The sequence below is a fragment of the Vibrio sp. B1FIG11 genome (genome assembly GCF_905175335.1).
In the GTDB taxonomy this organism is placed as follows: domain Bacteria; phylum Pseudomonadota; class Gammaproteobacteria; order Enterobacterales; family Vibrionaceae; genus Vibrio; species Vibrio campbellii.
The window spans coordinates 3170076-3194959 of sequence record NZ_HG992751.1 but is presented as its reverse complement, the minus strand read 5'-3'; the positions used below and the strand labels follow the sequence as shown (position 1 = coordinate 3194959).

General features: G+C 46.6%; 16 protein-coding genes and 2 pseudogenes. 16 read left to right on the top strand and 2 right to left on the bottom strand.

Features of this window, described 5'->3' with window-relative positions:
* The first annotated feature begins 93 nt into the window (after positions 1-93).
* The 15 genes and pseudogenes from KHO06_RS26755 (at position 94) to tldD (ending at position 18474) form a co-directional block, all read left to right on the top strand.
* On the top strand, positions 94-543 hold the full coding sequence (locus tag KHO06_RS26755) for a type II secretion system protein (protein ID WP_045482404.1): 450 nt from the start codon (positions 94-96) through the stop codon (positions 541-543).
* 67 nt (positions 544-610) lie between these two features.
* Complete coding sequence (locus KHO06_RS14835; RefSeq protein WP_045382732.1) at positions 611-841, top strand: hypothetical protein; 231 nt, start codon at positions 611-613, stop codon at positions 839-841.
* A gap of 119 nt (positions 842-960) precedes the next feature.
* On the top strand, positions 961-1446 hold the full coding sequence (locus KHO06_RS14830; protein ID WP_212581812.1) for a type II secretion system protein: 486 nt from the start codon (positions 961-963) through the stop codon (positions 1444-1446).
* A complete protein-coding gene (locus tag KHO06_RS14825; RefSeq protein ID WP_212581811.1) occupies positions 1443-2009 on the top strand; it encodes a type II secretion system protein in 567 nt (188 codons plus the stop codon). The genes KHO06_RS14830 and KHO06_RS14825 overlap by 4 nt, the downstream gene beginning before the upstream one ends.
* Positions 2009-2722, top strand: coding sequence for a prepilin-type N-terminal cleavage/methylation domain-containing protein (locus tag KHO06_RS14820; protein WP_212581810.1), 714 nt, complete (start codon positions 2009-2011; stop codon positions 2720-2722). The genes KHO06_RS14825 and KHO06_RS14820 overlap by 1 nt, the downstream gene beginning before the upstream one ends.
* Positions 2712-3146 (top strand): hypothetical protein, encoded by a 435-nt coding sequence (locus tag KHO06_RS14815; RefSeq protein ID WP_031848476.1) that lies wholly within the window; start codon positions 2712-2714, stop codon positions 3144-3146. Before KHO06_RS14820 ends, KHO06_RS14815 begins: the two co-directional genes overlap by 11 nt.
* Before the next feature lie 8 nt (positions 3147-3154).
* Complete coding sequence (locus KHO06_RS14810; RefSeq protein ID WP_212581809.1) at positions 3155-7492, top strand: DUF6701 domain-containing protein; 4338 nt, start codon at positions 3155-3157, stop codon at positions 7490-7492.
* Positions 7493-7644: 152 nt separating this feature from the next.
* A complete protein-coding gene (locus tag KHO06_RS14805; RefSeq protein WP_005381144.1) occupies positions 7645-8688 on the top strand; it encodes a rod shape-determining protein in 1044 nt (347 codons plus the stop codon).
* Between the two features lie 148 nt (positions 8689-8836).
* Positions 8837-9727, top strand: a complete 891-nt coding sequence (gene mreC, locus KHO06_RS14800; RefSeq protein WP_005432808.1) for a rod shape-determining protein MreC — start codon at positions 8837-8839, stop codon at positions 9725-9727.
* A complete protein-coding gene (gene mreD, locus KHO06_RS14795; RefSeq protein ID WP_005432825.1) occupies positions 9717-10205 on the top strand; it encodes a rod shape-determining protein MreD in 489 nt (162 codons plus the stop codon). The genes mreC and mreD overlap by 11 nt, the downstream gene beginning before the upstream one ends.
* A 4-nt stretch (positions 10206-10209) precedes the next feature.
* The gene (locus KHO06_RS14790; protein ID WP_029388804.1) at positions 10210-10779 is read left to right on the top strand and encodes a Maf family protein; all 570 of its coding nucleotides are present in this window, start codon (positions 10210-10212) and stop codon (positions 10777-10779) included.
* Between the two features lie 18 nt (positions 10780-10797).
* On the top strand, positions 10798-12267 hold the full coding sequence (gene rng, locus KHO06_RS14785) for a ribonuclease G (RefSeq protein WP_005432792.1): 1470 nt from the start codon (positions 10798-10800) through the stop codon (positions 12265-12267).
* 11 nt (positions 12268-12278) lie between these two features.
* The gene (locus tag KHO06_RS14780) at positions 12279-16157 is read left to right on the top strand and encodes a YhdP family protein (RefSeq protein WP_212581808.1); all 3879 of its coding nucleotides are present in this window, start codon (positions 12279-12281) and stop codon (positions 16155-16157) included.
* 39 nt (positions 16158-16196) lie between these two features.
* Positions 16197-17018: a carbon-nitrogen hydrolase family protein gene (locus KHO06_RS14775; RefSeq protein ID WP_212581807.1), complete on the top strand. Its 822-nt coding sequence runs from the start codon at positions 16197-16199 to the stop codon at positions 17016-17018.
* A gap of 11 nt (positions 17019-17029) precedes the next feature.
* Positions 17030-18474, top strand: a pseudogene (gene tldD, locus KHO06_RS14770) (metalloprotease TldD).
* A gap of 172 nt (positions 18475-18646) precedes the next feature.
* On the opposite strand, the gene KHO06_RS14765 reads toward tldD, so the two are convergent.
* The gene (locus KHO06_RS14765) at positions 18647-20023 is read right to left on the bottom strand and encodes a PhoH family protein (protein ID WP_005536807.1); all 1377 of its coding nucleotides are present in this window, start codon (positions 20021-20023) and stop codon (positions 18647-18649) included.
* A gap of 537 nt (positions 20024-20560) precedes the next feature.
* Here KHO06_RS14765 and rapA point away from each other — a divergent pair.
* Positions 20561-23469: pseudogene (rapA, locus tag KHO06_RS14760) on the top strand (RNA polymerase-associated protein RapA).
* 99 nt (positions 23470-23568) lie between these two features.
* Here rapA and KHO06_RS14755 read toward each other — a convergent pair.
* Complete coding sequence (locus KHO06_RS14755; protein WP_212581806.1) at positions 23569-24834, bottom strand: divalent metal cation transporter; 1266 nt, start codon at positions 24832-24834, stop codon at positions 23569-23571.
* Between the last annotated feature and the right edge of the window lie 50 nt (positions 24835-24884).

Here is a 24884-nt window from a genome sequence, read left to right as displayed (position 1 = left end):
TGAGATGCCACACCGTTTTGACATTATCCAAAATGGTCGCATGACCGATAAACTTTGCAGTCACTCTGCATGCTTACATAGAGAGAGTAAACAATGAAAAGACAAGGTGGTTTCACCCTTATCGAATTGGTAGTGGTAATTGTAATCCTAGGTATTCTAGCGGTAACTGCAGCACCACGTTTCCTTAACCTGCAAGACGATGCTCGTAACTCAGCTCTTGATGGCCTTAAAGGCGCTATCGCAGGGGCATCGGGTATCACATATGGTAAGGCTGCTATCGACGGCGTAGAGTCTCTTGAAAACCAAACTATTAGTGCTGGTAATGAGACTATCAACATCGACTTTGGTTACCCTGCAGATTTAGCAGCACTAGAGGCAGTAGTTGATGGTCTTGAAGCTGATTGGTCAAATGCAGCGAGTGGTGCAGCGATTCTCTTTGGTTATGACGGCTACAACCAGCGTTGTGTTTCATACACTCCAGCTACTGGTGCTAATGTACCTGCAGTGACTGAAGTGATTGAAGGGTGTGGTACCAACTTCTAATACATAGTTAAAGGCCAGCTAGTCTGGCCTTTATCTCTTTATTTTGATTGATCTCGGAATAGTACATATGCGTAAATCATCAGGTCTTAGTGCGATAGAGTTTGTTGTTGTGCTGATTATCTTAGGTGTAGTCGGTTATGTGGTATTACCAAGATTTATCAGCTTCGAGCCAGAAACTTATGAAGCAAAGTGGGAGCAAACTAAGCAAACCGCTGAGCACGTTTCTGAGACGTTAAGCAATAAAGAAACTTACGATCGAATTGAAGAAGAATTGGAGCGCTCTAAAGGAGAGAAATAACCTGCCGGTGGTTATTTGTACACTTGCTCACAGTTCGAATTTAAAAATTATAAATCTATCATTATTCTCATAATTTCATCGTATACTCATTTCGCTTGTTCTAAGCCTAAGGTTGGGTTATGAAAATTCGCAGCTCTGCATTAGGGTTTACATTAATGGAGCTGATCCTAGTGATCGTCCTCCTTTCCATTCTTTCTCTCTACGCTGCTAGCCGCTTTATGGGCAAGGGCAGTGTTTCCGCGTTTGCGCTTCAAGAGCAGGCTATTTCAGTGATTCGCCAAGTACAGGTGAACCGCATGCAGTCAAATACCTCAACCACGGATACCAATTTCCAATTACAAGTTTCCTCTAGTTGTATCGGTTCAGTTGCGGCTTGTTTGATGAGTGGTAACGCGAAGGACGCTCGCAGTGACTTGGTTGAAGATTCTGCTGCAACATTTAGCCTAACTGGAGCAACAAGTCCAATTAGCTTTGATTTATTAGGGAATCCATTGAGTGCTGCTTCCGATGGTGTGTCTATTCTTATCCGCGATGTAAATGGTCAAAGCCAATGTCGAGTGCTGATTAACTCTCAAGGTTATGTCTCTGAGGGCTCATGCTCATGAGAAAGCAACTCGGTATGACGCTTATTGAGATGATCATTGCTATTGTCCTGATGGGCATTGCGATGGTGGCATTTACCTCCTTCCTTGTACCTCAAATTCGCGACTCTGCAATGCCACATTACCAAACCCGAGCAACCGCGCTTGGGCAAAGCTTTATGTCGCAAATTTTGGCTCGTGGTTTTGACGAGAACAGCGACTTTGATGGCGGTCTATTTCGTTGTGGTGAGAACTCGACTTCCTGCACCCTACCAGCCAATCTCGGTCCTGACTCTGGTGAGTCTATTCCCGAAGATTTTGACGATGTCGATGATTACATCGGTTGTTGGAGTACGCCAACGACGGTTGCTCAATGCCAAGAGACGAGCCGAGGTAATATTTCAGATATCTTGGGCGCAAGTAGCGAAGATAAGTACCGTAACTTCCGAGTTGAAGTTAGCGTGGCATATGATGATCTGAGCGCCACGCCACCGACAGGCATCACTAACTATAAAAAAGTCACAGTGAGAATCTTTGCGAGTAATGCTCAGCCGCTCACACTTACCGCCATACGAGGTAACTACTGATGAAAACTCGTGGTTTCACCTTAATGGAAATGATCGTTACGATCGTTATCGGCAGCTTTATCATGCTTGGCATTGCAGGCTACGTGCAGTTGGGCATGAAAGGCTATGCGGATACGATTGATCGTCAGCGAATGCAAACTCAAGCGCAGTTTGTATTAGAAAAAATGTCTCGTGAAATTCGTCACGCTGTTCCAAATAGCTTTCATGTACCTGCAGGTGCAGCAAACTGTTTGGAATTTGTGCCGATTGAGTATTCAGGCTTTTATACTCTGACGAATAATGACTTGGAGTTTTTACTCGGTAATGACTCTACGTTAAACCCCATGCCTGCTAACCGTTGGATGGTGATTAACCCAAGTCGCTACGAAGACTTACAATCTGCCTCTCCACAGAGTTTCGCGGTCGGCGGTTTAGCCAAAACTGGCGATGTTTTTGTTGTCAGTGGTGCAGCAAGTACGATTGGTGGCACTTCTATTTCTAGCCGTCATTACATCTACCAGAACAATTCAGAAGTTCGCTATTGTTTCGACAACAAGCGCGTCACGCGTAATGGCATTACGGTTGCGGACAGTGTCGATACTTCGACGAGTAATATGCACTACCTCGAGCCAACACTTCAACGTGGCGGTATCGTGCATATCAACTTAGAGTTCACTCAAAACGGGGAGCGTAGTGTTTACCAACAAGACGTGCAGGTGCTCAATGTTCCGTAAAAATGCTCAGCAAGGCAATGTCCTGATCGTCGTTTTGTTCGTCATCATTGTGATGGGCTATTTAGCTGCATCTCTAATGAAGGTGAGTTGGTCAAATCAGAGTACGTTGACTCGCGAATTTCTAGGCACTAAAGCTTGGTTTATTGCGCAATCTGCCAATGAGTGGGCACTGACTCAGCTATATCCTTTAAACGATACGAATCCTGATGTAGCCAACTTTTGTGCTAACACGGTAAGTGGCGCTACACCAAATGTTACACAAGGCACTGGCTGTCAATTAAGTGCTATGACATGTTCAAACATTGGTACCTTCAATGCAGGTACCTCTGAAGCTGAATCTCTATTTAGAGTGCAAGCCACAGCAATCTGTGGTTCCGGGGTTGCACAAGTACAGCGACAACAAGAGATTTGGGTTAGGGAGTAAATCATATAATGAAAAAAATAATATCAATCATCATTCCAATACTTGCTTGCTTGCTGAACGCTCCTGTTCAGGCTGGGACGTGTGATGTCTGGGGTAATCAAGACTTTACTGTAACCTTTAATGTGGTTGGCCCAGCATCAAATAGCTATGTGTATCTCGATCATAGTGGTTCACATCCTCGAGAAGTACTTTGGTATAATGGCTATGAATATGGCAATGCAAACTACTACTTCGATGAGCCTAATTTACTAGCAGGCCAACCCTATAATATTCGTCTTGAGCATCAAGTTAGCCATAATTCTGGAACGTTAAAATATTATCGCAAGTTTGCCGGAGACAGTGAATGGCAACTCATTGACGTTAAGAATGATGTAGATTTAAAAAATGGTAAGTTGACTTTGTATGATCAGGGAAGCCCGAGTCAAGTTGATTGTAGCGGTAGTACTCCCGATCCAGTAGAGCCTGAAGTGCCAGATGATGTATGTCAGTACTTTCCTCAGCCAATTCAAGGGATGAAAGGTTACACTGAGAACACGCTTAATGTACCAAATAAAAGTGCGCGTGCGCTCGGGTGGTCTGAAGAGTACAAGAGCTACTATACAGTCACAAATAAAGAAGATTTATTTTACTACTCTCCGAATGCTCAACAGCCGAATAAACCTCAGTACATCTTGGCGGGTTTTGATAAAGCGAACGTAGATGATGCTCGAGATAGATTGTATCGTTCCCCTATTTGTGGAAGTGATACGGGGTGTGATGTCGGTAATAATGATGCGCATCTAGAGGCGAGAAAAGCGTCTGAACCTACAGGTGTTCCTACCGACTTTGGTGACCGTTCATTATCGTTAGAGGCTCATAATATCGGCTATAAGTGTGACAATACTAATTTGTGTAGTGCAACACGCTACGATGTAAACGGTAAGAGTGGAATCGAGATTAAAATCGAAAAGAATCTTGATAGCTTATGGATAAGTCAAAACAACTCACCTTTTGAGCAAGTAAAGGTGATTTTACCCGACGGTACCAACATTCGTAATTTTAAAGCAGAAGCGGGGCCTAGCGATGACTTGAGAATTGTTATTCCTCAAGACTCTACCATCACTTTTGAACGTTGGGAGCATGTTGGGCACACTAAGTATTCTTTTTATAACAACTCCAGAATCAACGTGAGTGGTAACTCAGTTGTTTTCTCTAATCCTATTGATGTCACAACAAACTACTACGCGACAATTTATGCACCAAATGCGTTAGTGAATTTTCAAACAAAATCTGAACAATTCTATGGGTTTATCTTAGCCGATACTGTCAATTTCAATAACCCAATTACGGTGCATGGTTCAGTAACGGCGCGTCATTTGACAATGAAGAAAAATGTCGTGATTCAAAAGCCTGATTATTCGTGCCCTGTGGAGCCTCCAGTCCAGCAATGTAATTTACTTCCAATGGAAACGTTCAGTGCATCTAATGTTGATAACTGGTCTGTTATTGGTTATGGCAGCAGCGTTAAGCCACAAGTAGTTAATGGACGATTTCGACTCAATGATAATAGAGCTCGTCAAGCGACAGCTTCTGCTTACAACTACTTGTTCCCGTCCGATGAGAACTACTTAGAAATTGAGTTCGATCACTTTGCTTATGGTGGTGGCTATAATGGTGCAGATGGCGTTGCTTTGGTTATCTCTGATGCTAATGTGCCTCCGCAAACAGGGGCTTTCGGCGGGCCATTGGGCTATGGTATGAAACTACACAAAAACCACTCTGGTGAGGTGTCTCATGATGTAGAGGGCTTTGCTGGTGGATGGTTAGGCATAGGTATCGATGAATACGGCAACTTTTACCGAGAAGGTGGGGAAAACCTTGCTAGTCATGGCTCTGCAAACAGCGTTGGCGTGCGTGGTGCAGGCATTAAAGACAACAACGGTAAATGGCTAAAAGGTTACAAGTACATCAAAGGAAAGCAGTTTAACCAACCGTTAGATAATCGTTCGAGCACTCCTCATCGTTACAAGGTTATTTTGAACTCTCGTAATTCGGGAGCGATTACTCTATCCGTACAGCGAAAGGTTGGAGTTAATGGGCAATGGCGTACAGTAATTAGTGATTTTGATGTATTAACTGAAGGAAACTTCCATTACACACCAGAAAACTTCCGTATTTCAGTTACTGCTTCCACGGGGGCACTTACAAACACACATGAAATGGATAACTTCCAAGTATGTGCCGACAAGTATCAAAAAATAACGGACGGCATTCATCATTTTGAATTTGATTACGCAGGGACAGGAAGTATTTGTCAGGCATCTGAAGTTACGCTTCGTGCCTGTATGGATGAATCTTGTTCAAAAACTTATCCTTCTTCAATATTGAATGCGAATCCAGGAGCTGTTGTTGAGCCAGTGACGGTTTCCTTATTACCTCAATCTGATTCTCTTGTAGCATGGGAAGGTGGTGATAGAGTAACGTTTTCGGATTCTATCTCATTGAAGCTTCAAGCCTTTCAGTCTGGGTCAGCCAAGCTTGGTATTGCAAGTAGCTCTGTACCGCAGTTTGGCTTTGAAGGTGCGAAGTGTCGTATTGCTGGTGGGCCTTTGTCGGAGCAGAACTGTAATATTTTATTTAACTCCGCTGCGCTAGGTGTGAATATTCCAGACAAAGTGGCGGGTAAGCCATTCTTTAGTGAGCGAGGCCAGCCACAGTATGGCAGCCAAAACTCGCCTTACTTGGAGTTTTGTAGCTCTTCAAGTCAGCAAGGTGGGAAAGGTGAAAGCCGAGACGTTCAGCTGTCATTGGAAAGAATTGAGCCAGCAAATAACGCGGTATCTGTACCAACGTATGTTTCATTTATAAAACAGAATGGTTCGTTCAGTAATGAGGTTGCTGTTGGGGTCGGTGCTACTGTTAATGTAAATAACGTTTATTTTAACAGTCAGGGCAAGGCGTATTTCAACCTAAGATACCCAGAAGCAGGAAAAGTCGCGCTAAAGGCAAAAATAAAAGATGAGCAGGACTCATTAGGCCAAAATAGTTTTGTTAGTTTTCCTGCTTATTTAACGCTGTCAACCGATGGTGGACAATGTGGCTCAGGTTCTTGTACTAAAGGCTTCGTTGCTGCTGGTGAACCTTTCAATATGTTCGTAACAGCGCATCAGTTTGGTGGAGCATTGGCGAAAAACTATCAGCAAGAAGGGCTATCTGTCGCTCATAAAGTGACTTATCCAACGACTGGCGCTTTGTCAGCCGGGGTTTTAGGTAAGGATGTGTATGATCATGATACGCCAACAAATGCAAAAGATTCGATTGAGCAAAGTGTCTCCGAGGTCGGTGCGTTTGAGTTTACAGTAACGCCGCCAGAAGCTTACTTGGGCAGTAAAGCGTTTGTGATTGAGCCCGCGAAAGGCGTCATTGGTCGAATCTACCCTAAATACTTTAAAGTTTACCCAGATGAAAATGCGGACTGGGATTATCCCAATGGGCAGAGTTTTGCTTATATGAACCAGCCATTTGGAGTGAGTAAGTTCTATGTGGAGGCTCTAAATACTAGTAAAGGAGCGCTGACTAACTACTCGTATTTCGACGATTCTTTGCTAGCGAAATTCAATTTGTATGAGAGTGGCTCTTACACGTCTCGTTTCTCTTCTGTTAAGACTTACAGCGGAACATGGAAGGAAAACTCTGGTCAGTCGCTTGTGGATTCTAGAAGTGTAGGTATTTATACGGGGTCAAGTAGTGATGGTTTGCTTGTAGCGAAGGGAAGTGGATCTCATTACCCTGATGGGCCTTTCAACTTGTTTGAGCAAGGTAAGGACACATTAATTTCAATCACAGGCTCAAGTGCTAGTAAGGACCCTGTGACGGTAATCGAGAGTGATTCAGTTTTGGCCCCGCAACCAGACATTCGCTTTGGTCGTGTCGACCTAGATGATGTCGGTGGTAACCAAGGTTCGACATTACATGTGCCACTCCGAGTTGAATACTGGAATGGTAGCCGCTTTGTCGCCAACCCTCATGACAGCCAAACCGATGTGAAAGGTGTCACTGCTGCTGAAGCGCATATTTGGCCAACAGGTACTGATGCAGCCCCTAAGGCGGTCACATTAGGAGCTGGTGGTAAAGTTTCTGAAGGTTACTCTCGAACGGTAACGGCCAAAGAAGCGGAGTCATATCGTCAGCAGACGCGCGTTTGGTTAGATCTTGATGCCTCTGCAAATGGTTTACCATGGCTTAAATACAACTGGAATAAAGATAACGCTGGTGAAGAAAACCCATCATCGGTTGTCACGTTTGGTATTCATCGTGGTAATGACCGAGTGATTTATCGTGGTGAACCGGGGTTAACCGGACAGTAACAAACTTCGGTTTTTTGCGTTAAGTAAGGAAACTGCAAGAAATTGAGGCTTTCTGCTCATGTTTGTGTACCAATGCCTTGCTGTGACAGCGAGGCATTGGTACATTTAGGACAATTTTTGTCTTCTAAATTTTTGCAGGATGAGCGAAGAATATGTTTAAAAAACTTCGTGGCATGTTTTCTAACGACCTATCTATCGATTTAGGTACTGCCAACACTCTAATTTACGTAAAAGGACAGGGCATCGTCCTTGATGAACCTTCTGTAGTTGCTATTCGTCAAGATCGTGTAGGTTCTGCAAAAAGCGTTGCTGCTGTAGGCCATGCGGCAAAACAGATGCTTGGTCGTACTCCGGGCAATATCTCAGCAATCCGCCCAATGAAAGACGGCGTTATCGCTGACTTCTACGTAACAGAAAAAATGCTTCAGCACTTCATCAAGCAAGTGCATGACAACAGCATCCTTAAACCAAGCCCTCGTGTACTGGTTTGTGTTCCTTGTGGTTCTACTCAAGTTGAGCGCCGTGCGATTCGTGAATCAGCACTAGGTGCTGGCGCACGTGAAGTTTACCTAATTGACGAGCCAATGGCGGCGGCAATCGGTGCAGGTCTGCGCGTATCTGAGCCAACAGGTTCAATGGTGGTCGATATCGGTGGTGGTACAACCGAAGTTGCGGTTATCTCACTAAACGGTGTGGTTTACTCTTCTTCTGTACGTATCGGTGGTGACCGCTTTGATGAAGCCGTGATCAACTACGTGCGTCGTAACTACGGCAGCTTGATCGGTGAAGCAACCGCTGAAAAGATCAAACACGAAATCGGTTCTGCTTACCCTGGTGATGAAGTTCAAGAGATCGAAGTTCGCGGTCGTAACCTTGCAGAAGGTGTTCCACGTAGCTTTAGCCTGAACTCAAACGAAATCCTAGAAGCGCTGCAAGAGCCGCTATCAGGCATCGTATCTGCAGTGATGGTTGCGCTTGAGCAATGTCCACCAGAGCTAGCGTCTGATATCTCTGAAAACGGTATGGTACTAACAGGTGGTGGTGCACTACTGAAAGACCTAGACCGTCTACTAATGGAAGAAACAGGTATTCCTGTGGTTATCGCTGAAGACCCACTTACATGTGTGGCTCGTGGTGGTGGTAAGGCACTAGAAATGATCGACATGCACGGTGGCGATCTATTCTCTGAAGAATAAAAATGTAGGGTGAAGTCCACTCGGGCTTCACCTTCATTTCCTCACTCTGTAATTTCAATCTGCTCCATACCTAGAATCACACTATGTCGTATTCTTAGGTTGCCAAGTAAGGCTCAATAATCATGGTAGCAATCAGGTTAAAAACAAGATGAAACCGATTTTTGGCAGAGGCCCATCTCTGCAATTGCGTCTGTTTTTTGCTGTCATCGTGTCGGCGAGCTTAATGCTGGCTGATAACCGTCTAGATACGTTTTCCAACGTCCGATACCTATTGAACAGTATGGTTGCCCCTATTCAGTATGCAGCCAATATGCCTCGTAGCATGTTTGATGGAATGTTCGAGCGTTTAAACACTCGTCAGGCATTGATTGAAGGCAATCGCAATTTGAAGCGCGAAGTGCTTCGCCTGAAGAGCGAGCTGATCTTGCTCGATCAATATAAAGAAGAAAACCAACGCCTGCGCAAACTTCTCGGCTCTTCCTTCGTCCGTGACGAGAAGAAAGTCGTGACAGAAGTGATGGCCGTTGATACATCACCATATCGTCACCAAGTGGTGATTGATAAAGGCCGTATTGATGGTGTGTACGTTGGCCAACCTGTTATCAACGAGAAAGGTATCGTTGGTCAGGTGACGTTTGTTGCGGCGCATAACGCACGCGTATTGCTGCTAACAGATGCGAAAAACGCAATTCCAGTTCAGGTAATTCGTAACGATATTCGCGTGATCGCTTCCGGTAACGGTGAAGTGGATGAAATCCAGTTGGAACACATCCCAACCAGTACTGATATCCAAGTGGGTGATTTGCTGGTGACATCGGGTCTTGGTGGTATTTACCCAGAAGGCTACCCAGTTGCGACAGTCACGAATGTCGATCACGATACTCGCCAAGAGTTTGCATCGATCAAAGCGGAGCCAGTGGTTGAGTTTGATCGTCTGCGCTACTTGTTGTTGATTTGGCCGAATGAAGACCGTCAACATAAAGTACTGCAATCCAATGTAGAAGAAGGTTCAGAACAAGAGGTAACCGATGGCCAATAGTGTATTAAGAAGTCGAATGGTCATCGGCGTCAGCTTCTTCGTTGCGCTAGTCCTACAAACCATTCCATGGCCGGGCGTACTCGATTTGTTGCGCCCATCATGGCTGTTCCTAGTGACCTGTTACTGGGTGTTGGCATTGCCGCACCGTGTCAATGTTGGTACCGCTCTGATCTTAGGTTTGTTGTGGGACATTTTGATTGGCTCGACGCTCGGGATCCGAGGGATGATGATGTCGATCATTATCTACTTGGTGGCATTAAACTTCTTGGTGATCCGTAACATGGCATTATGGCAACAATCTATTTTGATTGCCTTTTTTACCGTGCTACTAGAGCTTCTCATATTCTGTGGGGAATATTTGAACCAGGACGTAGTATTTAATCCATTATCCCTGTGGACAGCAGCAATAAACTGTATACTTTGGCCATGGATGTTTTTATTAATGCGACGCGTCCGTCGCGCATGGCACGTAAGGTAGCGTTGTGAAAAAGGGCTTATCCCTCGTACTCGCATCGGGTTCTCCGAGAAGAAAAGAGCTGCTTGCTCAGTTAGATTATGACTTTGATATTGTGCTTCCTGATATAGAGGAAGCCAAACAAGACCATGAGCAAGCAAAAGACTATGTGTTGCGTCTCTCTTTGGAAAAAGCTCAAGCAGGCTTAGCGATGGCTAAGCCTGATTCCGTTGTATTGGGCTCCGATACCGTAGTGGTATGCGATAACCACGTGCTAGAAAAGCCAAAAAGTTTCGAAGATTCAAAACGCATGCTCAGTAATTTATCCGGCCGTCAGCATCAAGTAATGACGGCGGTGAGCGTCGTATCAAAAGAACAACAACACTCAGTGGTCGTTATCACTGACGTGTGGTTCAAAACACTGACTGAAGAAGAAATAGAACGATACTGGCAGTCAGGCGAACCATGCGACAAAGCTGGAAGTTATGGTATTCAAGGACTCGGTGGGCGTTTCGTCACCCGAATCGAAGGCAGTTATCACGCCGTAGTAGGCTTACCTTTGTTCGAAACCGATCAGCTAATTCAAGAATTTTTATAATTGTTTTGAGGTGTGCACATGAGTGCAGAATTGCTGCTTAACGTGACCCCGAGTGAGACTCGTGTGGCCATGATTGAAGGTGGAGTACTACAAGAAGTTCATATAGAACGTGAATCGCGCCGCGGCATTGTTGGCAATATTTACAAAGGCAAAGTGAGCCGAGTATTGCCGGGCATGCAAGCGGCGTTTGTCGATATTGGTCTAGATAAAGCGGCATTCTTACACGCGTCAGACATCGTTCCACACACCGAATGTGTGGCAGAGAACGAAAAGCAACAGTTCCAAGTGCGTGATATTTCTGAATTGGTTCGCCAAGGACAGGATATTGTTGTACAGGTGGTTAAAGACCCGCTAGGTACCAAGGGCGCTCGTCTGACGACTGATATCACTCTTCCTTCGCGTTATCTTGTTTTTATGCCGGGAGCGAGCCATGTTGGAGTTTCTCAGCGTATTGAAAGCGAAAGTGAACGTGAGCGCCTGAAGAAAGTCGTCAATCACTACTGTGATGAGCACGGTGGCTTTATCATTCGTACTGCGGCAGAAGGTGCTGATGAGAAAGAGCTTTCTCAAGATGCGGCATTTTTGAAGCGTTTATGGCAGAAGGTGATGGAGCGTCGTGCGAAGTACAAAACTCGCTCGACCTTGTACGGTGAGCTAGGCTTAGCGCAGCGCATTCTACGTGATTTTGTTGGCACTGAATTGGACAAAATCATGGTCGACTCTCGCCTAGAGTATGAGAACCTAAAAGAGTTTACCTCTGAGTACGTGCCTGAGCTAACAGACAAGCTTGAGCTATACGAAGGTGACAAGCCGATCTTCGACATGTACGACACAGAGAACGAAATCCAACGTTCTTTGGAGCGTAAGGTTGAGCTTAAATCTGGTGGCTACCTAATCATCGATCAAACGGAAGCGATGACAACGGTCGACATCAATACCGGTGCGTTTGTTGGTCGTCGTAACCTTGAAGAAACCATCTTCAACACCAACGTCGAAGCGACCCAAGCGATTGCCCGTCAACTGCGCCTGCGTAACTTAGGCGGTATCATTATTATCGACTTCATCGATATGTTATCGGACGAGCATCGTAAGCGTGTACTAACTTCGCTTGAGACCGCCTTGTCAAAAGACCGTGTAAAAACCAACATTAACGGCTTTACTCAGCTAGGCTTAGTTGAGATGACTCGTAAGCGTACGCGCGAAAGTATTGAACATATCTTATGTTCTAGCTGTCCTACTTGTGAAGGTCGCGGCAGCGTGAAGACTGTTGAGACCGTGTGTTACGAGATCCTACGTGAAATCACTCGAGTGAATCGTGCGTATGATGCAGACAACTTCGTTGTGTACGCATCGCCATACGTAGCCGAAACACTATTGGGTGATGAATCCCATGCACTAGCTGAACTCGAAGTATTTATTGGTAAGCAAGTTCGTATTCAAGCTGAACCCCTGTACATTCAGGAGCAGTTTGACGTCGTCATGATGTAATTGGAAAATTTGTGAATTCTGGTTTTAACCGTTTCGGGCGTTTTTGCGCGTGGACATTGGTCACTCTGTTGGTGCTTTTGGCCATTTTAGTGACCACACTGCGCGTAGCATTGCCACAACTTAACCACTTCCAAGATGAGATCAAAACCTGGGTCAAGCAAGGCACAGGTTTTGACTTTTCTATCACCAGCGTTGCTGGCTCTTGGCGTAACAGCCATCCCTCTATCGCACTGCAAGGTTTAGAAGCGAATCTGCCGAACAACCAAGATGCTCGTTTTGCAGTGGATGAAATCCATATTGAATTCGATCTCATTCAATCTCTTTTGCAGTTTAAGCCCGTGGTTGCGGACTTAACGATTGATGATTTAGCGTTAGATATTCGCACTGTCGACCTGTTGTCGAAATCAGAAGGCAAAGAACCACCTGCGAATGTCAGCAAAAATGAAACCAAGCTGATTGATCAACTCGACTCTCTATTGCTGCGCCAGTTTGAAGACTTCACCATCACTGATTCTCGTATTTGGTATAAATCGATTTCAGGTGAAACACGCCGCTTGGATATCGAACAGTTACGCTGGAGTAACCAAGGTAAACACCACCTAGCAGAGGGTACGGTAAGTATTGCAGATGCAAGTCTTAACTCGTTATTAGTGCGTGCCAACTTTAAAGATTACGGCTCGTTGCGTGATGTGTCGGGCGAGTTTTACGTAAGTGTAAAAGACGTGTCTGTGACGCCTTGGCTAACCACTTACATGCAAGAACAATCGGGTGTTGAGTCAGGGAAAGTGAGCCTCAATACTTGGCTGACATTGAGACATAGCCAGCCGAGCTATGCTTATGTCGACTTACAACCCTCTGAACTGGTTTGGAATGAGAATGGCCATCATGATCTTCTGATCGAATCTGGTATTTTCAAGCTACTACCCGATAAAGAGGGGTGGAAAGTAAATGGTCACTCACTTCAAATCCGCACGGATGACAGACCATGGCCAGAGCTAGATGTTGCTTTTGATTGGCAACCAGAAGGCTGGTTACTCAACCTGTCTCAATTGGATATTGAAGCGCTAACCCCGTTAATTAAATTAGCACCGAAGTCAGAATCCACAACGGATTTACTCGACAAGCTTGCGCCAAAAGGGCGTGTAGAAGACATACGCTTGTCGATGAATGGCAGTTTAGATACGTTGCGTTATTCTGCCGAACTGGAAGAGCTAGGCTTAACGCAATGGGAACTGCTTCCGGGCTTTAGTCATGTGCAAGGCAAGGTGTCGGGGAACCTAGAGCAAGCAAAAGCGAAAGTGACCGTTATTGATGATGTTTTTCCGTATGGAGATGTATTCCAAGCGCCGTTGAACATTAAGCAAGGTGAAGTTGACATCATCTGGCAGCAGGACGAAGAAGGCTGGCGTTTATGGTCCGATAAAGTGACGGCGGCAACACCGGATCTGCAAGTGCTGGGTGCGTTCCGTCTCGACTTTCCGAAAGAACAAAGCCCATTCCTGTCGTTTTATGCCGAAGCTGACCTCTACAACGCGGGTGAAACTTGGCGTTACCTGCCGACGTTAGCGCTTGGGCAAGATCTGACAGACTATCTCTCGACTGCGATTCAAGGTGGTAAGGTCAATACTGCTAAGCTGCTTTGGTATGGCGAGCTAGGTGACTTCCCGTATAAAGAACATAACGGTATGTTCCAAGCATGGGTTGGTTTGAAGAACGCTAAATTCAGTTTTGATACGGCATGGCCAACCATCACAGATTTACAGCTCGATTTATTGTTTGAAAATGACGCCATGTATTTGGATTCGAAGTCTGCCACGTTAAATGGCGTGAAAGCGAAGCGAATCACTGGTCGTATTCCTGAGCTTGCAGAAGGTGGCCACATTGAGATTGAAGCCAAAGCAAGCGCACCGGGTAATGAAGTTCGTGACTACATGATGGCGACGCCACTGGTTGACTCCGTGGGAGCTGCATTGACTGCGCTGCAAGTCAGTGGTCCGGTCTATTCTGAGTTCCAACTTAATATCCCATTTGATACCGAGAAAGACGCTCGCGCTTGGGGCTATGCGGATCTTAAGAATAACCGCGTAGATATCGATGCGCCGCCGATGACGTTAGAAAACGCAACCGGTCGTATCAAGTTCGACAATGACGTTGTGACTACTTCGGGTCTCTCTGCTGAACTATTGAAGCAGCCAATCTCACTGGACTTCCGCGGTGAGAATGCGGAACAAGGCTATAACGTAACCATTAATACCCTTGGTGATTGGGAGGTAAACCCGCTTAAACCTTACCTTGGTGAGCGTTGGTTGAGTCTGGTGTCTGGTCATGCTCCTTGGCAAATGGATATCGACTTACAACTGAATGATGTTGGCTTTACCTACCAAGTGGATGTGCTTGCTCAACTTAGCCAGTTAACTAGTGAATATCCTTATCCGCTGGCGAAAAAACGTGGCGAGAAAGGACAAGCGAAGCTGCAAGCTTCTGGTAACCAAGAAAGCATTTCTGCGCGATTACAAATTCCGAATGCAAAGTACCAGACTGAAATCGATATTTCTGGCGACGTACCTCAGTTAACGGCGACTAATCTTGTGGTTGGCAATGGTGGCTTCAAGATCAGCCCAGTCGTCGGGCACGATGCCTCGATTCGTCTAGATGACTTGAGTCTTGATAAGTGGTCAGACTTAATGCACGTTCCTCAAAGCACGACGCAGTCAGTACTGTCGAGTATGAAAACGCCGACGATTCCTGTACCTACGCGCGTGAGTATGGACGTACAAAACTTAGAACTTGGTGGGATTGAGTTCCATGACGTGAATTTAAATGCGCGTAAGAAGAACTTAAGCTGGCAGCTTGATGTAGATAGTCAGGAAGTAAAAGGTAAAGCGAACTACCTCAAGCCGTCTGAACTGTCTGTTTCACTGGATCATCTGCATTTGTACATTCCAGGCTTCGATGAGATGACCAAAGAGCGAGGTTCCTTGTTTGCCAGCGAAGATCAAGCGGCACCGCTTATCTCAAACTTTGACCGCAAGTTCCATGCAGAGATGCCAAACTTAACCTTGAGCATCGATGACTTTTGGTTGCAGGGCTATAAAGTCGGCAAAGTGAATGTGGATGTTGCACGCGCTAACAACCGCCTTGAATGGAAGAATGTAAACTTTAGCAGTGGCCAAAACCGTGTGGATATGAGCGGATGGTGGGAACTGACGAAAGAACGTAGTCATTCAAACCTGACCATGAAGGTGAAAGGTGAGAACAACAGTGATTTGATGGAGCGTTTTGGTATTACCTCAGGCATTCAGCAAGCGCCGTTTGAAATCAATGCCAAGTTGGATTGGGATGGTGCACCTTGGTCGATGAAGACGCAAAGTTTACAAGGTGACGTGTCTACCGAGTTCGGAAAAGGCGTGATCACTGAAGTCAGCGGCGCCGCTCGATTGCTTGGCCTATTCAGCCTCGACTCTATCATTCGTAAGATGCAGCTCGACTTTACCGACGTATTCGACAAGGGCATGGCCTTTAACTCGATTACGGGGACAGGCAAAATCCAAGATGGTGTGTTTATCACTAACGATATCGAGATGGATGCCCTTGCGGGTGAGATGAAAATCCGCGGTATCGCTGATATGAATACCCGTTTGGTGGATGCGGAAGTGAACTTCACCCCAGACATTACTTCAGGTATCCCAATGCTGACTGCCTTTGCGGTAGCGCCTCAAACGGCATTGTATGTACTGGCGATTTCGACGGTTATCTCTCCTGTGGTGGAAGTTTTCACACAAGTAAATTACGAAGTGAAAGGTCCGCTTGATTCGCCGACTGTAAAAGAGGTTTCGCGAAGCAAGGGCGAATACAAGTTGCCAGAAAAACTGCGTGAGCAAGCGAAGTAATTGCGCAGTTGACCTTCTGACGAACAAGGAATAGAAAACATGGAACGTGTTGGCATCATTCAAATGACATCGGGTCCAGATATCGAGCAAAATCTGGACTTCATTGCTAAGCAATGTGCCTTGGCTGCTGAGCAAGGTGTGAAGCTGGTTGTGACACCAGAAAACACCACACAATTTGCCAACCGAGCGGCGTATCACCAGAACGCAGAAACTTTGGGTGACGGTCCAATTCAGCAGCGTTTATCTGATATCGCACAGCACCACAAACTGACTTTAATTGTGGGCAGCATGCCGATCCGCGCTGAGCAAGGTGTTACCACGACGACATTGGTCTTCTCACCGCAAGGCGAGCGTATTGCTCATTACGATAAGCTGCATATGTTTGACGTGGATGTCGCCGATGGGCATGGCAGTTATCGTGAATCGGATACCTTTGCCGCGGGCAATCGCATCGTGACGGCAGAGACCAATATTGGTACGGTAGGCTTAAGTATTTGCTACGACGTACGTTTTCCTGAATTGTTTAAAGCGTTACGCTTAGCAGGGGCTCAAATTATAGTTGTGCCCGCTGCCTTTACCGCGGTAACGGGAGAAGCACATTGGGAAGTATTACTTCGAGCGCGTGCCATTGAAACCCAATGCTGGATTCTTGCCTGCGGGCAAACGGGAACGCACCCATGTGGCCGTCAAACTTGGGGGCATTCCATGGTAATTGACCCTTGGGGAGGCGTTCACCAACAATTGAATGACCAAGTAGGCTTGCTGGTGGCTGAGATAGATTTGTCACACAACCAGCAAGTAAGGCAGAATATGCCGCTGACTCAACACAGTCGCTTTCAAAATGAATTGAAACGGAAATAAAAGAGCTAACTATGAGCATAAACCAAATAGAACAGGCACTCTTTGCCCCAAACGGTCTGACAGAGCAAGACATCGCTGACACACTAGCGAGCATTGCGACGCGCCAGATCGATTATGCGGACATTTACTTTCAGTCCAGCTGGCACGAGTCTCTGGTTCTAGAAGACAGCATCATTAAAGATGGCTCTTTCAATATTGACTGTGGTGTCGGTGTACGAGCAGTCACAGGCGAAAAAACCGGTTTCGCCTATTCAGACCAAATTCAACTAGAAGGTTTGAAGCAAAGTGCGATTGCCGCGCGTGGTATTGCGCAGCAAGGCCAAAACGGCAAAGTGCACGCATTCAAACGTTCTGATAACCAAGCTTACTACGATGCGGTAAACCCATTAGCAAGCTGGGAAAAGCAACAAAAAACCGAACTGTTGTTGTCTCTGGACGCGTATATCCGGACCAAAGAGCCACTCATCAAGAAGTATCTATCAGCATCAGCGGTGTGCATGAGCAAATGTTGGTTGCTGCAACCGACGGTACTTACGCTGGTGACATTCGTCCGCTTGTCCGTCTATCAATCAGTGTTCTTGCTGAAAAAGGCGATCGCCGCGAACGCGGTAGCGCTGGTGGCGGTGGTCGTTTCGGTTACGACTTCTTCCTGTCTGAAACAGACGGTGTGAAACAAGCCTTCCAATTCGCTGATGAAGCGATTCGTATGGCGCTAGTGAATCTAGAAGCAGAAGCTGCACCTGCAGGCATGATGCCTGTGGTACTTGGCTCTGGCTGGCCGGGCGTATTGCTGCACGAAGCGGTAGGTCACGGTTTAGAGGGTGACTTCAACCGTAAAGAGTCGTCAGTGTTCTCTGGCAAGATGGGTGAGCAAGTGACGTCTCCGCTTTGTACGATCGTAGATGATGGTACGCTAAAAGATCTTCGCGGTTCATTGAACGTCGATGATGAGGGTGTGAACGGTCAATACAACACGCTTATCGAAAATGGTGTGCTTAAGGGCTACATGCAAGACAAGCTAAACGCACGCCTCATGGGTGTAAACCCAACAGGTAACGGTCGCCGTGAATCTTACGCGCATTTGCCAATGCCACGTATGACCAATACTTACATGCTACCGGGCGAGCACACACCAGAAGAGATCATCTCTACGGTGAAGAAAGGTCTGTACGCACCAAACTTCGGTGGCGGTCAGGTGGACATCACTTCTGGTAAGTTCGTGTTCTCTGCATCGGAAGCGTACTTGATTGAAGATGGTAAAATCACTCGCCCAGTGAAAGGCGCAACGCTGATTGGCTCTGGTATTGAAGCGATGCAGCAAGTTTCTATGGTGGGTAACGACCTAAGCATCGACAGAGGTGTTGGCGTGTGTGGTAAGGCGGGTCAAAGTGTGCCGGTTGGCGTTGGTCAGCCAACATTGAAGCTCGATTCCATCACCGTTGGTGGCACTGAGTAAGCATTAACTACCAATTAGCTATGACGTTAAAGATCGTCATTCCCTACCGCGACGAAGGAGCGATGATAGGGAATCTCGACTTTTAGCCTAGAGCATCAAACGTTAAGCGATTAAAGAATAAAAGAGCGCTCACTGAGCGCTCTTTTTGTTTTTAAGGGGAGGTAAATCGCTACTATAGGTTCTCTTCCGCAAATTCAGCCAAGCGACTGCGCACCACACCATTGAGGTGAATATTGGCGCTGCCTTCAAAGTTCTTGAAGCGTTCAACCATATACGTCAAACCAGACGTCACTGGCGTGAGGTAATGAGAGTCAATCTGTGCCAAGTTACCCGAACACACAATCTTGGTGCCTTCACCACAACGGGTAATGATGGTTTTGATTTGTGAAGCGGTTAAGTTCTGACACTCATCGAGTAGGACAAATGCATTCTGGATCGAGCGGCCACGCATAAAGTTGATCGATTTAAACTGAATGTTGGCTTTATCGCAGATGTACTTCATCGAGCCTTCGGTGCAATGGTCGTTCTTGTGCAGCGCTTCCAAGGTATCGGTCACCGCTGCTAACCAAGGCATCATTTTCTCTTCTTCCGACCCCGGCAAGAAACCAATCGACTCACCAATGTCTGGCGTGTTACGCGTTACGATGATCTTATCGAACATGCCTTTTTCAATGGTTTGTTCCAATGCCGCAGCCATGGCAAGGAGCGTTTTACCACTACCGGCAGCACCAGTCAGAATCACTAAATCAATATCAGGGTCGAGTAGGGCATCCATCGCCATGCCTTGGTAGATATTTTTCGGTGTAATGTCCCAAGCGCGACGATGCATCATGCGCTCACGACTCAGATCGAGCAGCGTAACCTTATCCTCATTGATGGTTTCTACTCGTCCTACAAAATCACTCTCTTCATCAATCACGTATTGGTTGATAAAGGTCGGCTCGAACGGTTCGCGGCTGAGTTTATGGAACGTTTTTCCACCCAGCGCGTAACTATCAACTTCGTCCACACCACTCCAAAAGTCGCCTTCACGTTGTTGGAAGCCTTTGGTGAGGTATTGGACATCATCAATCAGTTGATCCGTACGATAGTCTTCAACGAAGCGTACACCAGCACCTTTGGCTCTTAAACGCATGTTGATGTCTTTGGTTACGAGCACAACTTCTCGTGGTGCACGTTTGTTTTGCAGATAAAGCACCGCATTGAGTATGCGGTTGTCACCGGCTTTGTCGGCGAAAGCTTTGACGGTTTCCTGCAACTCGAAGTCCGCCAAAATAGAGATGGTGCCTTGGCTTGGGTTATCTTTAGAAACCGGAATACCTTCTGAGATTTCATCCGGTGTTGCGTCTCTAAACAGATCTTCCAAAGCGCGAATCGCAACGCGTGCATCCCTTGCTACATCACGTTTACTGTCTTTGATTCGGTCGAGTTCTTCCAACACAGTCATTGGGATGACGACATCGTGTTCTTGGAAAGAGAAGATGGCGAAGGGTTCATGAAGAAGAATGTTGGTATCAAGTACAAACAGTTTCCGATCGGTATCGCCCATAGCGTCTCCTTGCCGCAGCGCGGCTTTGCTGGCTAGTAGCTAAGAAGGAACAGTCTTCCTAACTCTGATTGCTTGCAATAGAGGTTGTCGGGCAATGTCGGTTAGTGCGCAACCGAGTAGCAAGACAACTTACTGCAAACCCGTGTTGATCCTAATCGTGTACTAAATGCGCTCAAATCATGTTTGATGACTCTAAGCGCCCCTCAATAGAAGTATACGTAAAATTTACTTCTTACAACTTAATAATTGTCATGAGTTTTTTACAATTTGATTGCATTCCTAATTCAGGAAAAAAAGTTGCCCCTCTGGGCGGTTTCGGCGTGACCTAAATCACAGCTTCAAGTAAGATTAGCGACCTTTTTCTGCGTATAGGCTACGCCCGATTTATCATGTTCAGCTGGCTTAAAAATGCACAGCGCAAAGTGGCATGACAAGCACGATTGGCATAGCAGAAGCCAGAATCAGATCTAAACTTATTATCCATGCCCATCGGGATGGGTAGAGACCAACAAGAAACAACAACGAGGTAGTCAATTCATGACATTTGCTTTGGGGCAGCGCTGGATTAGCGATACGGAAAGCGATTTAGGTTTAGGTACCGAGTAGCAATGGATGCTCGTACTGTGACATTGATGTTTGCAGCATCAGAGGAAAACCGAGTTTACGCACGTAACGATGCACCAGTTACCCGAGTAACGTTCAACGTCGGTGATGTCATCGATTGCCAAGAAGGTTGGTCATTAAAAGTTGAAGAAGTACTGGAAGATGAAGGTCTATACACCTATTTCGGTACTCGTGAAGACACGCAAGAAACGGCGATCGTGTTGCGTGAAATCTTCCTAAGCAACCACATTCGTTTTAACAAGCCGCAAGACAAGTTGTACGCAGGTCAAATCGACCGCATGGACAACTTTGTACTTCGCTACCGAGCGCTACAAAACCAATTTGAGCAACACAAGAGCCCAATGCGTGGTCTGTGTGGCATGCGTGCAGGCTTGATCCCTCATCAACTTTACATCGCGCATGAAGTGGGGCGTCGTCACGCGCCTCGCGTATTGCTAGCGGATGAAGTTGGTCTGGGTAAAACCATCGAAGCGGGCATGATCATCCACCAGCAGGTGCTGTCCGGTCGTGCTGAACGTATCCTTATCGTGGTGCCTGAGACACTGCAACACCAATGGCTTGTTGAGATGATGCGTCGTTTCAACCTGCACTTCTCTATCTTTGATGAAGAGCGTTGTATTGAAGCGTTCGCAGAAGCTGAAAACCCATTTGATACACAGCAATACGTGCTGTGTTCACTGGATTTCCTACGTAAGAGCCGCAAGCGTTTTGAGCAAGCGCTAGAAGGCGAGTGGGATCTATTGGTTGTCGATGAAGCGCACCACTTAGAATGGAGCCAAGACAAACCAAGCCGCGAATACCAAGTGGTAGAAGGCTTGGCAGAACGCACTGCGGGTGTGCTACTGCTAACGGCAACGCCAGAGCAGCTAGGTCGTGAGAGTCACTTCGCTCGTCTACGTCTGCTAGACCCAGATCGCTTCTACGATTACGACGCATTCGTTGAAGAAGAAGAGCAATACGCACCTGTTGCGGATGCTATCACTTCACTGTTCTCTGGTGAGAAACTACCTGACGAAGCGAAAAACCAAATTACCGAACTGCTTTCTGAACAAGACGTTGAGCCGCTATTCCGCATTATCGAAAGCGACAGTGATGAAGAAGCGAAAGCGTCAGCGCGCCAAGAACTGATCGACAACCTGATGGACCGTCACGGTACAGGTCGCGTTCTGTTCCGTAACACGCGTGCAGCGATCAAAGGCTTCCCGAAACGTAACGTGCATCTAATGCCAATGGACATTCCGCAGCAGTACACCACGTCAATGCGTGTATCAGGCATGATCGGCGGCAAGATGACGCCAGAAGCGCGCGCGGTGAAGAACCTTTATCCAGAAGAAATCTTCCAAGAATTTGAAGGCGAAGATTCAAGCTGGTGGCAATTTGACTCACGTGTGAACTGGCTACTTGAGAAAGTAAAAGAGAAACGCAGCGACAAAGTGCTGGTTATCGCTTCTCGTGCAAGTACTGCGCTACAACTTGAGCAAGCATTACGTGAGCGTGAAGGTATTCGTGCAACTGTATTCCACGAAGGTATGTCGATTCTTGAGCGTGACAAAGCGGCTGCTTACTTTGCGCAAGAAGAGGGCGGCGCGCAGGTTCTTATCTGTAGCGAAATCGGCTCAGAAGGTCGTAACTTCCAGTTTGCTAACCAGCTTGTGATGTTCGATTTACCGTTCAACCCAGACTTGCTAGAGCAGCGTATTGGTCGTCTGGACCGCATCGGTCAGAAGCGTGATATCGATATCCACGTGCCTTACCTAAAAGACACGTCACAAGCGATTCTTGCTCGTTGGTTTGATGAAGGTCTGAACGCGTTTGCTGAAACCTGTCCAACAGGTCGCGCGGTTTACGATAAGTACTCTGATGCTCTGATTGAAATGCTGGCGTCTGGTGATGTTTCAAACCTTGATGAAGTGATTGAAGAATCAGCGAAGATGAACAAAGAGCTGAAATCACAACTTGAGCAAGGCCGTGACCGTCTACTAGAGATGCATTCAAACGGCGGCGAGAAAGCGCAGCAGATTGTTGAGAAAATCTCATCGACAGATGGTGATACAAACCTAGTAACGTTCGCATTGTCTCTGTTCGACACCATTGGCTTGAACCAAGACGACAAAGGCGAGAACGCACTTGTGGTAACGCCATCTGAGCACATGATGGTGCCAAGCTACCCAGGCTTGCCATACGAAGGTGCGACTATCACATTTGACCGTGATACAGCGCTATCTCGTGAAGACATGCACTTCATCAGTTGGGAACACCCAATGATTCAAGGCGGTATTGATCTGCTGATGAGCGAAGGTGTGGGTACCTCTGCGGTTTCTCTGCTGAAGAACAAAGCGCTACCAGTGGGTACTATCCTACTTGAGTTGGTTTACGCGGTGGATGCACAAGCACCAAAACGCAGCGGCATTACTCGTTTCCTACCGAAGACGCCAATTCGCATGATGATGGATGCTCGTGGTAACGATCTGTCTTCTCAGGTTGAGTTTGAAGGCTTCAACCGTCAGCTTAGCCCGGTAAACCGTCACCTAGGCAGCAAGCTAGTGACATCAGTACAGAAAGACATTCACAGCCTAATCGAAGCGGGTGACGCATTGGTTGAGCAGAAAGTGGAAGAAGTTCGCAAGCAAGCGCATCAAGACATGCAACAAAGCTTGAATGCCGAGCTTGAGCGTCTACAAGCACTGAAAGCGGTTAACCCGAACATCCGTGATGAAGAAATTGAATCGATTGAAGAGCAAATCAAAGAGCTAACAGGTTACATCAACCAAGCTCAGGTCCAGCTAGATTCGCTACGTCTGATTGTGGTCAGCCACAACTAATCAGCGTTCAAACGCACGAAAAAAGGTCTTCAATTGAAGACCTTTTTCTTTATCTGAGCTTGGTTTATCTCAGCGGTTCGGTTAATCGCTTGTAGCTAATTACATCAGCCACTTCCACCAAATAAACAGCGCTAAGAAGCCGAATAAGTAAATCAACCCAGCAATCGACAACCACTTCAATTTACGACCCAATGCCAATGGCTTAGGTAAGTCCGTTTTACTCACTAGAATGTAGTTCAACAGCGCGAAAAACGGCGTCGTCATAAATGCCAGCACCATGGCAAAGTCCAACATTGGCAGCAATGCCGAAGCCCAGAACACGACAATACCTAAAGCCAATAGCGATACGATCAGCATGATCGCAGACGTCGCTTTCGGATCGGTTTCTGGCTGTGAACGCAGCAGGCGCTGAGAGTCTGAAATGACACGTGAGTAGCCATCAATTACCGTAATTGTACTGCCGAAGATGCAGAAGAACGCAATCACCGCAATTAGGTAGCGTGACCACTCACCAATAGTCGCAGCGTACAAGCCGACTAGCTGGTGAGAGAAGCCAACACCGGAGCTTTTAAGCTCGATGCCTGAGCCGTGTAGCATCAACGCACCTAGCGATACAAACACCAAAGCCAATACCGCAGTACCAATATAGCCGACGTTAAAATCAAACAGGGCAGATTTTGCGGTGACTTCTTGTTGGCTGGTTTGGCGTTTTAGCCACGCAGACGTCAAACAAGAGATCTCGATTGGAGCTGGCATCCAACCCATGGTCACGACGATAAAGCCGATTGCTGCAATTGACCACGGAGAAGGGGATTCAAAGTTCGCAACAGGCTCTACCGGATTACCAAACGCAATCGCTACTGCTAGTAATGTCGCAATGGTCAGTACTGTCATGATGACTTTTGAGAGCGTATCCAGCGCTTTGTAATGGCCAGCAAAGAGGATCACCAAACACGTCACCAACACGATGATGCTGAGTGATGCCATCGACAATGAAAATGGAATGAAGTAGCCCAACAAGCTAGCACTGAACATCAAAAGGGCTGCTGTATTGATCACCGCAGAAACGGAGCTGAGAAACAAGAACAGCCATAAGTATGGGCGACCTAGCTTAGCGTAGCCTTCAACCAAGGTTTTGCCTGTACCCATGGTGTACTGCACGCCTGCTCGGAAAAATGGGTATTTAAAAAGGTTTACCAGCAGGATAAGCACGGCGAGTTGCCAGCCATAGATGGCACCAGCTTTTGTTGAAGCAACGAGGTGAGAGCCACCTACTGCGGCAGAAGCCATGAGAATGCCGGGACCCAACGAGCGTACAAATTGGGAGATTTTGGATTGGGGTTGATCTGGTACTGCAGATTCCATTTGTTATTGTCCTTGTTCATCAACGATAAACTATAAGTAACATGCCCAGT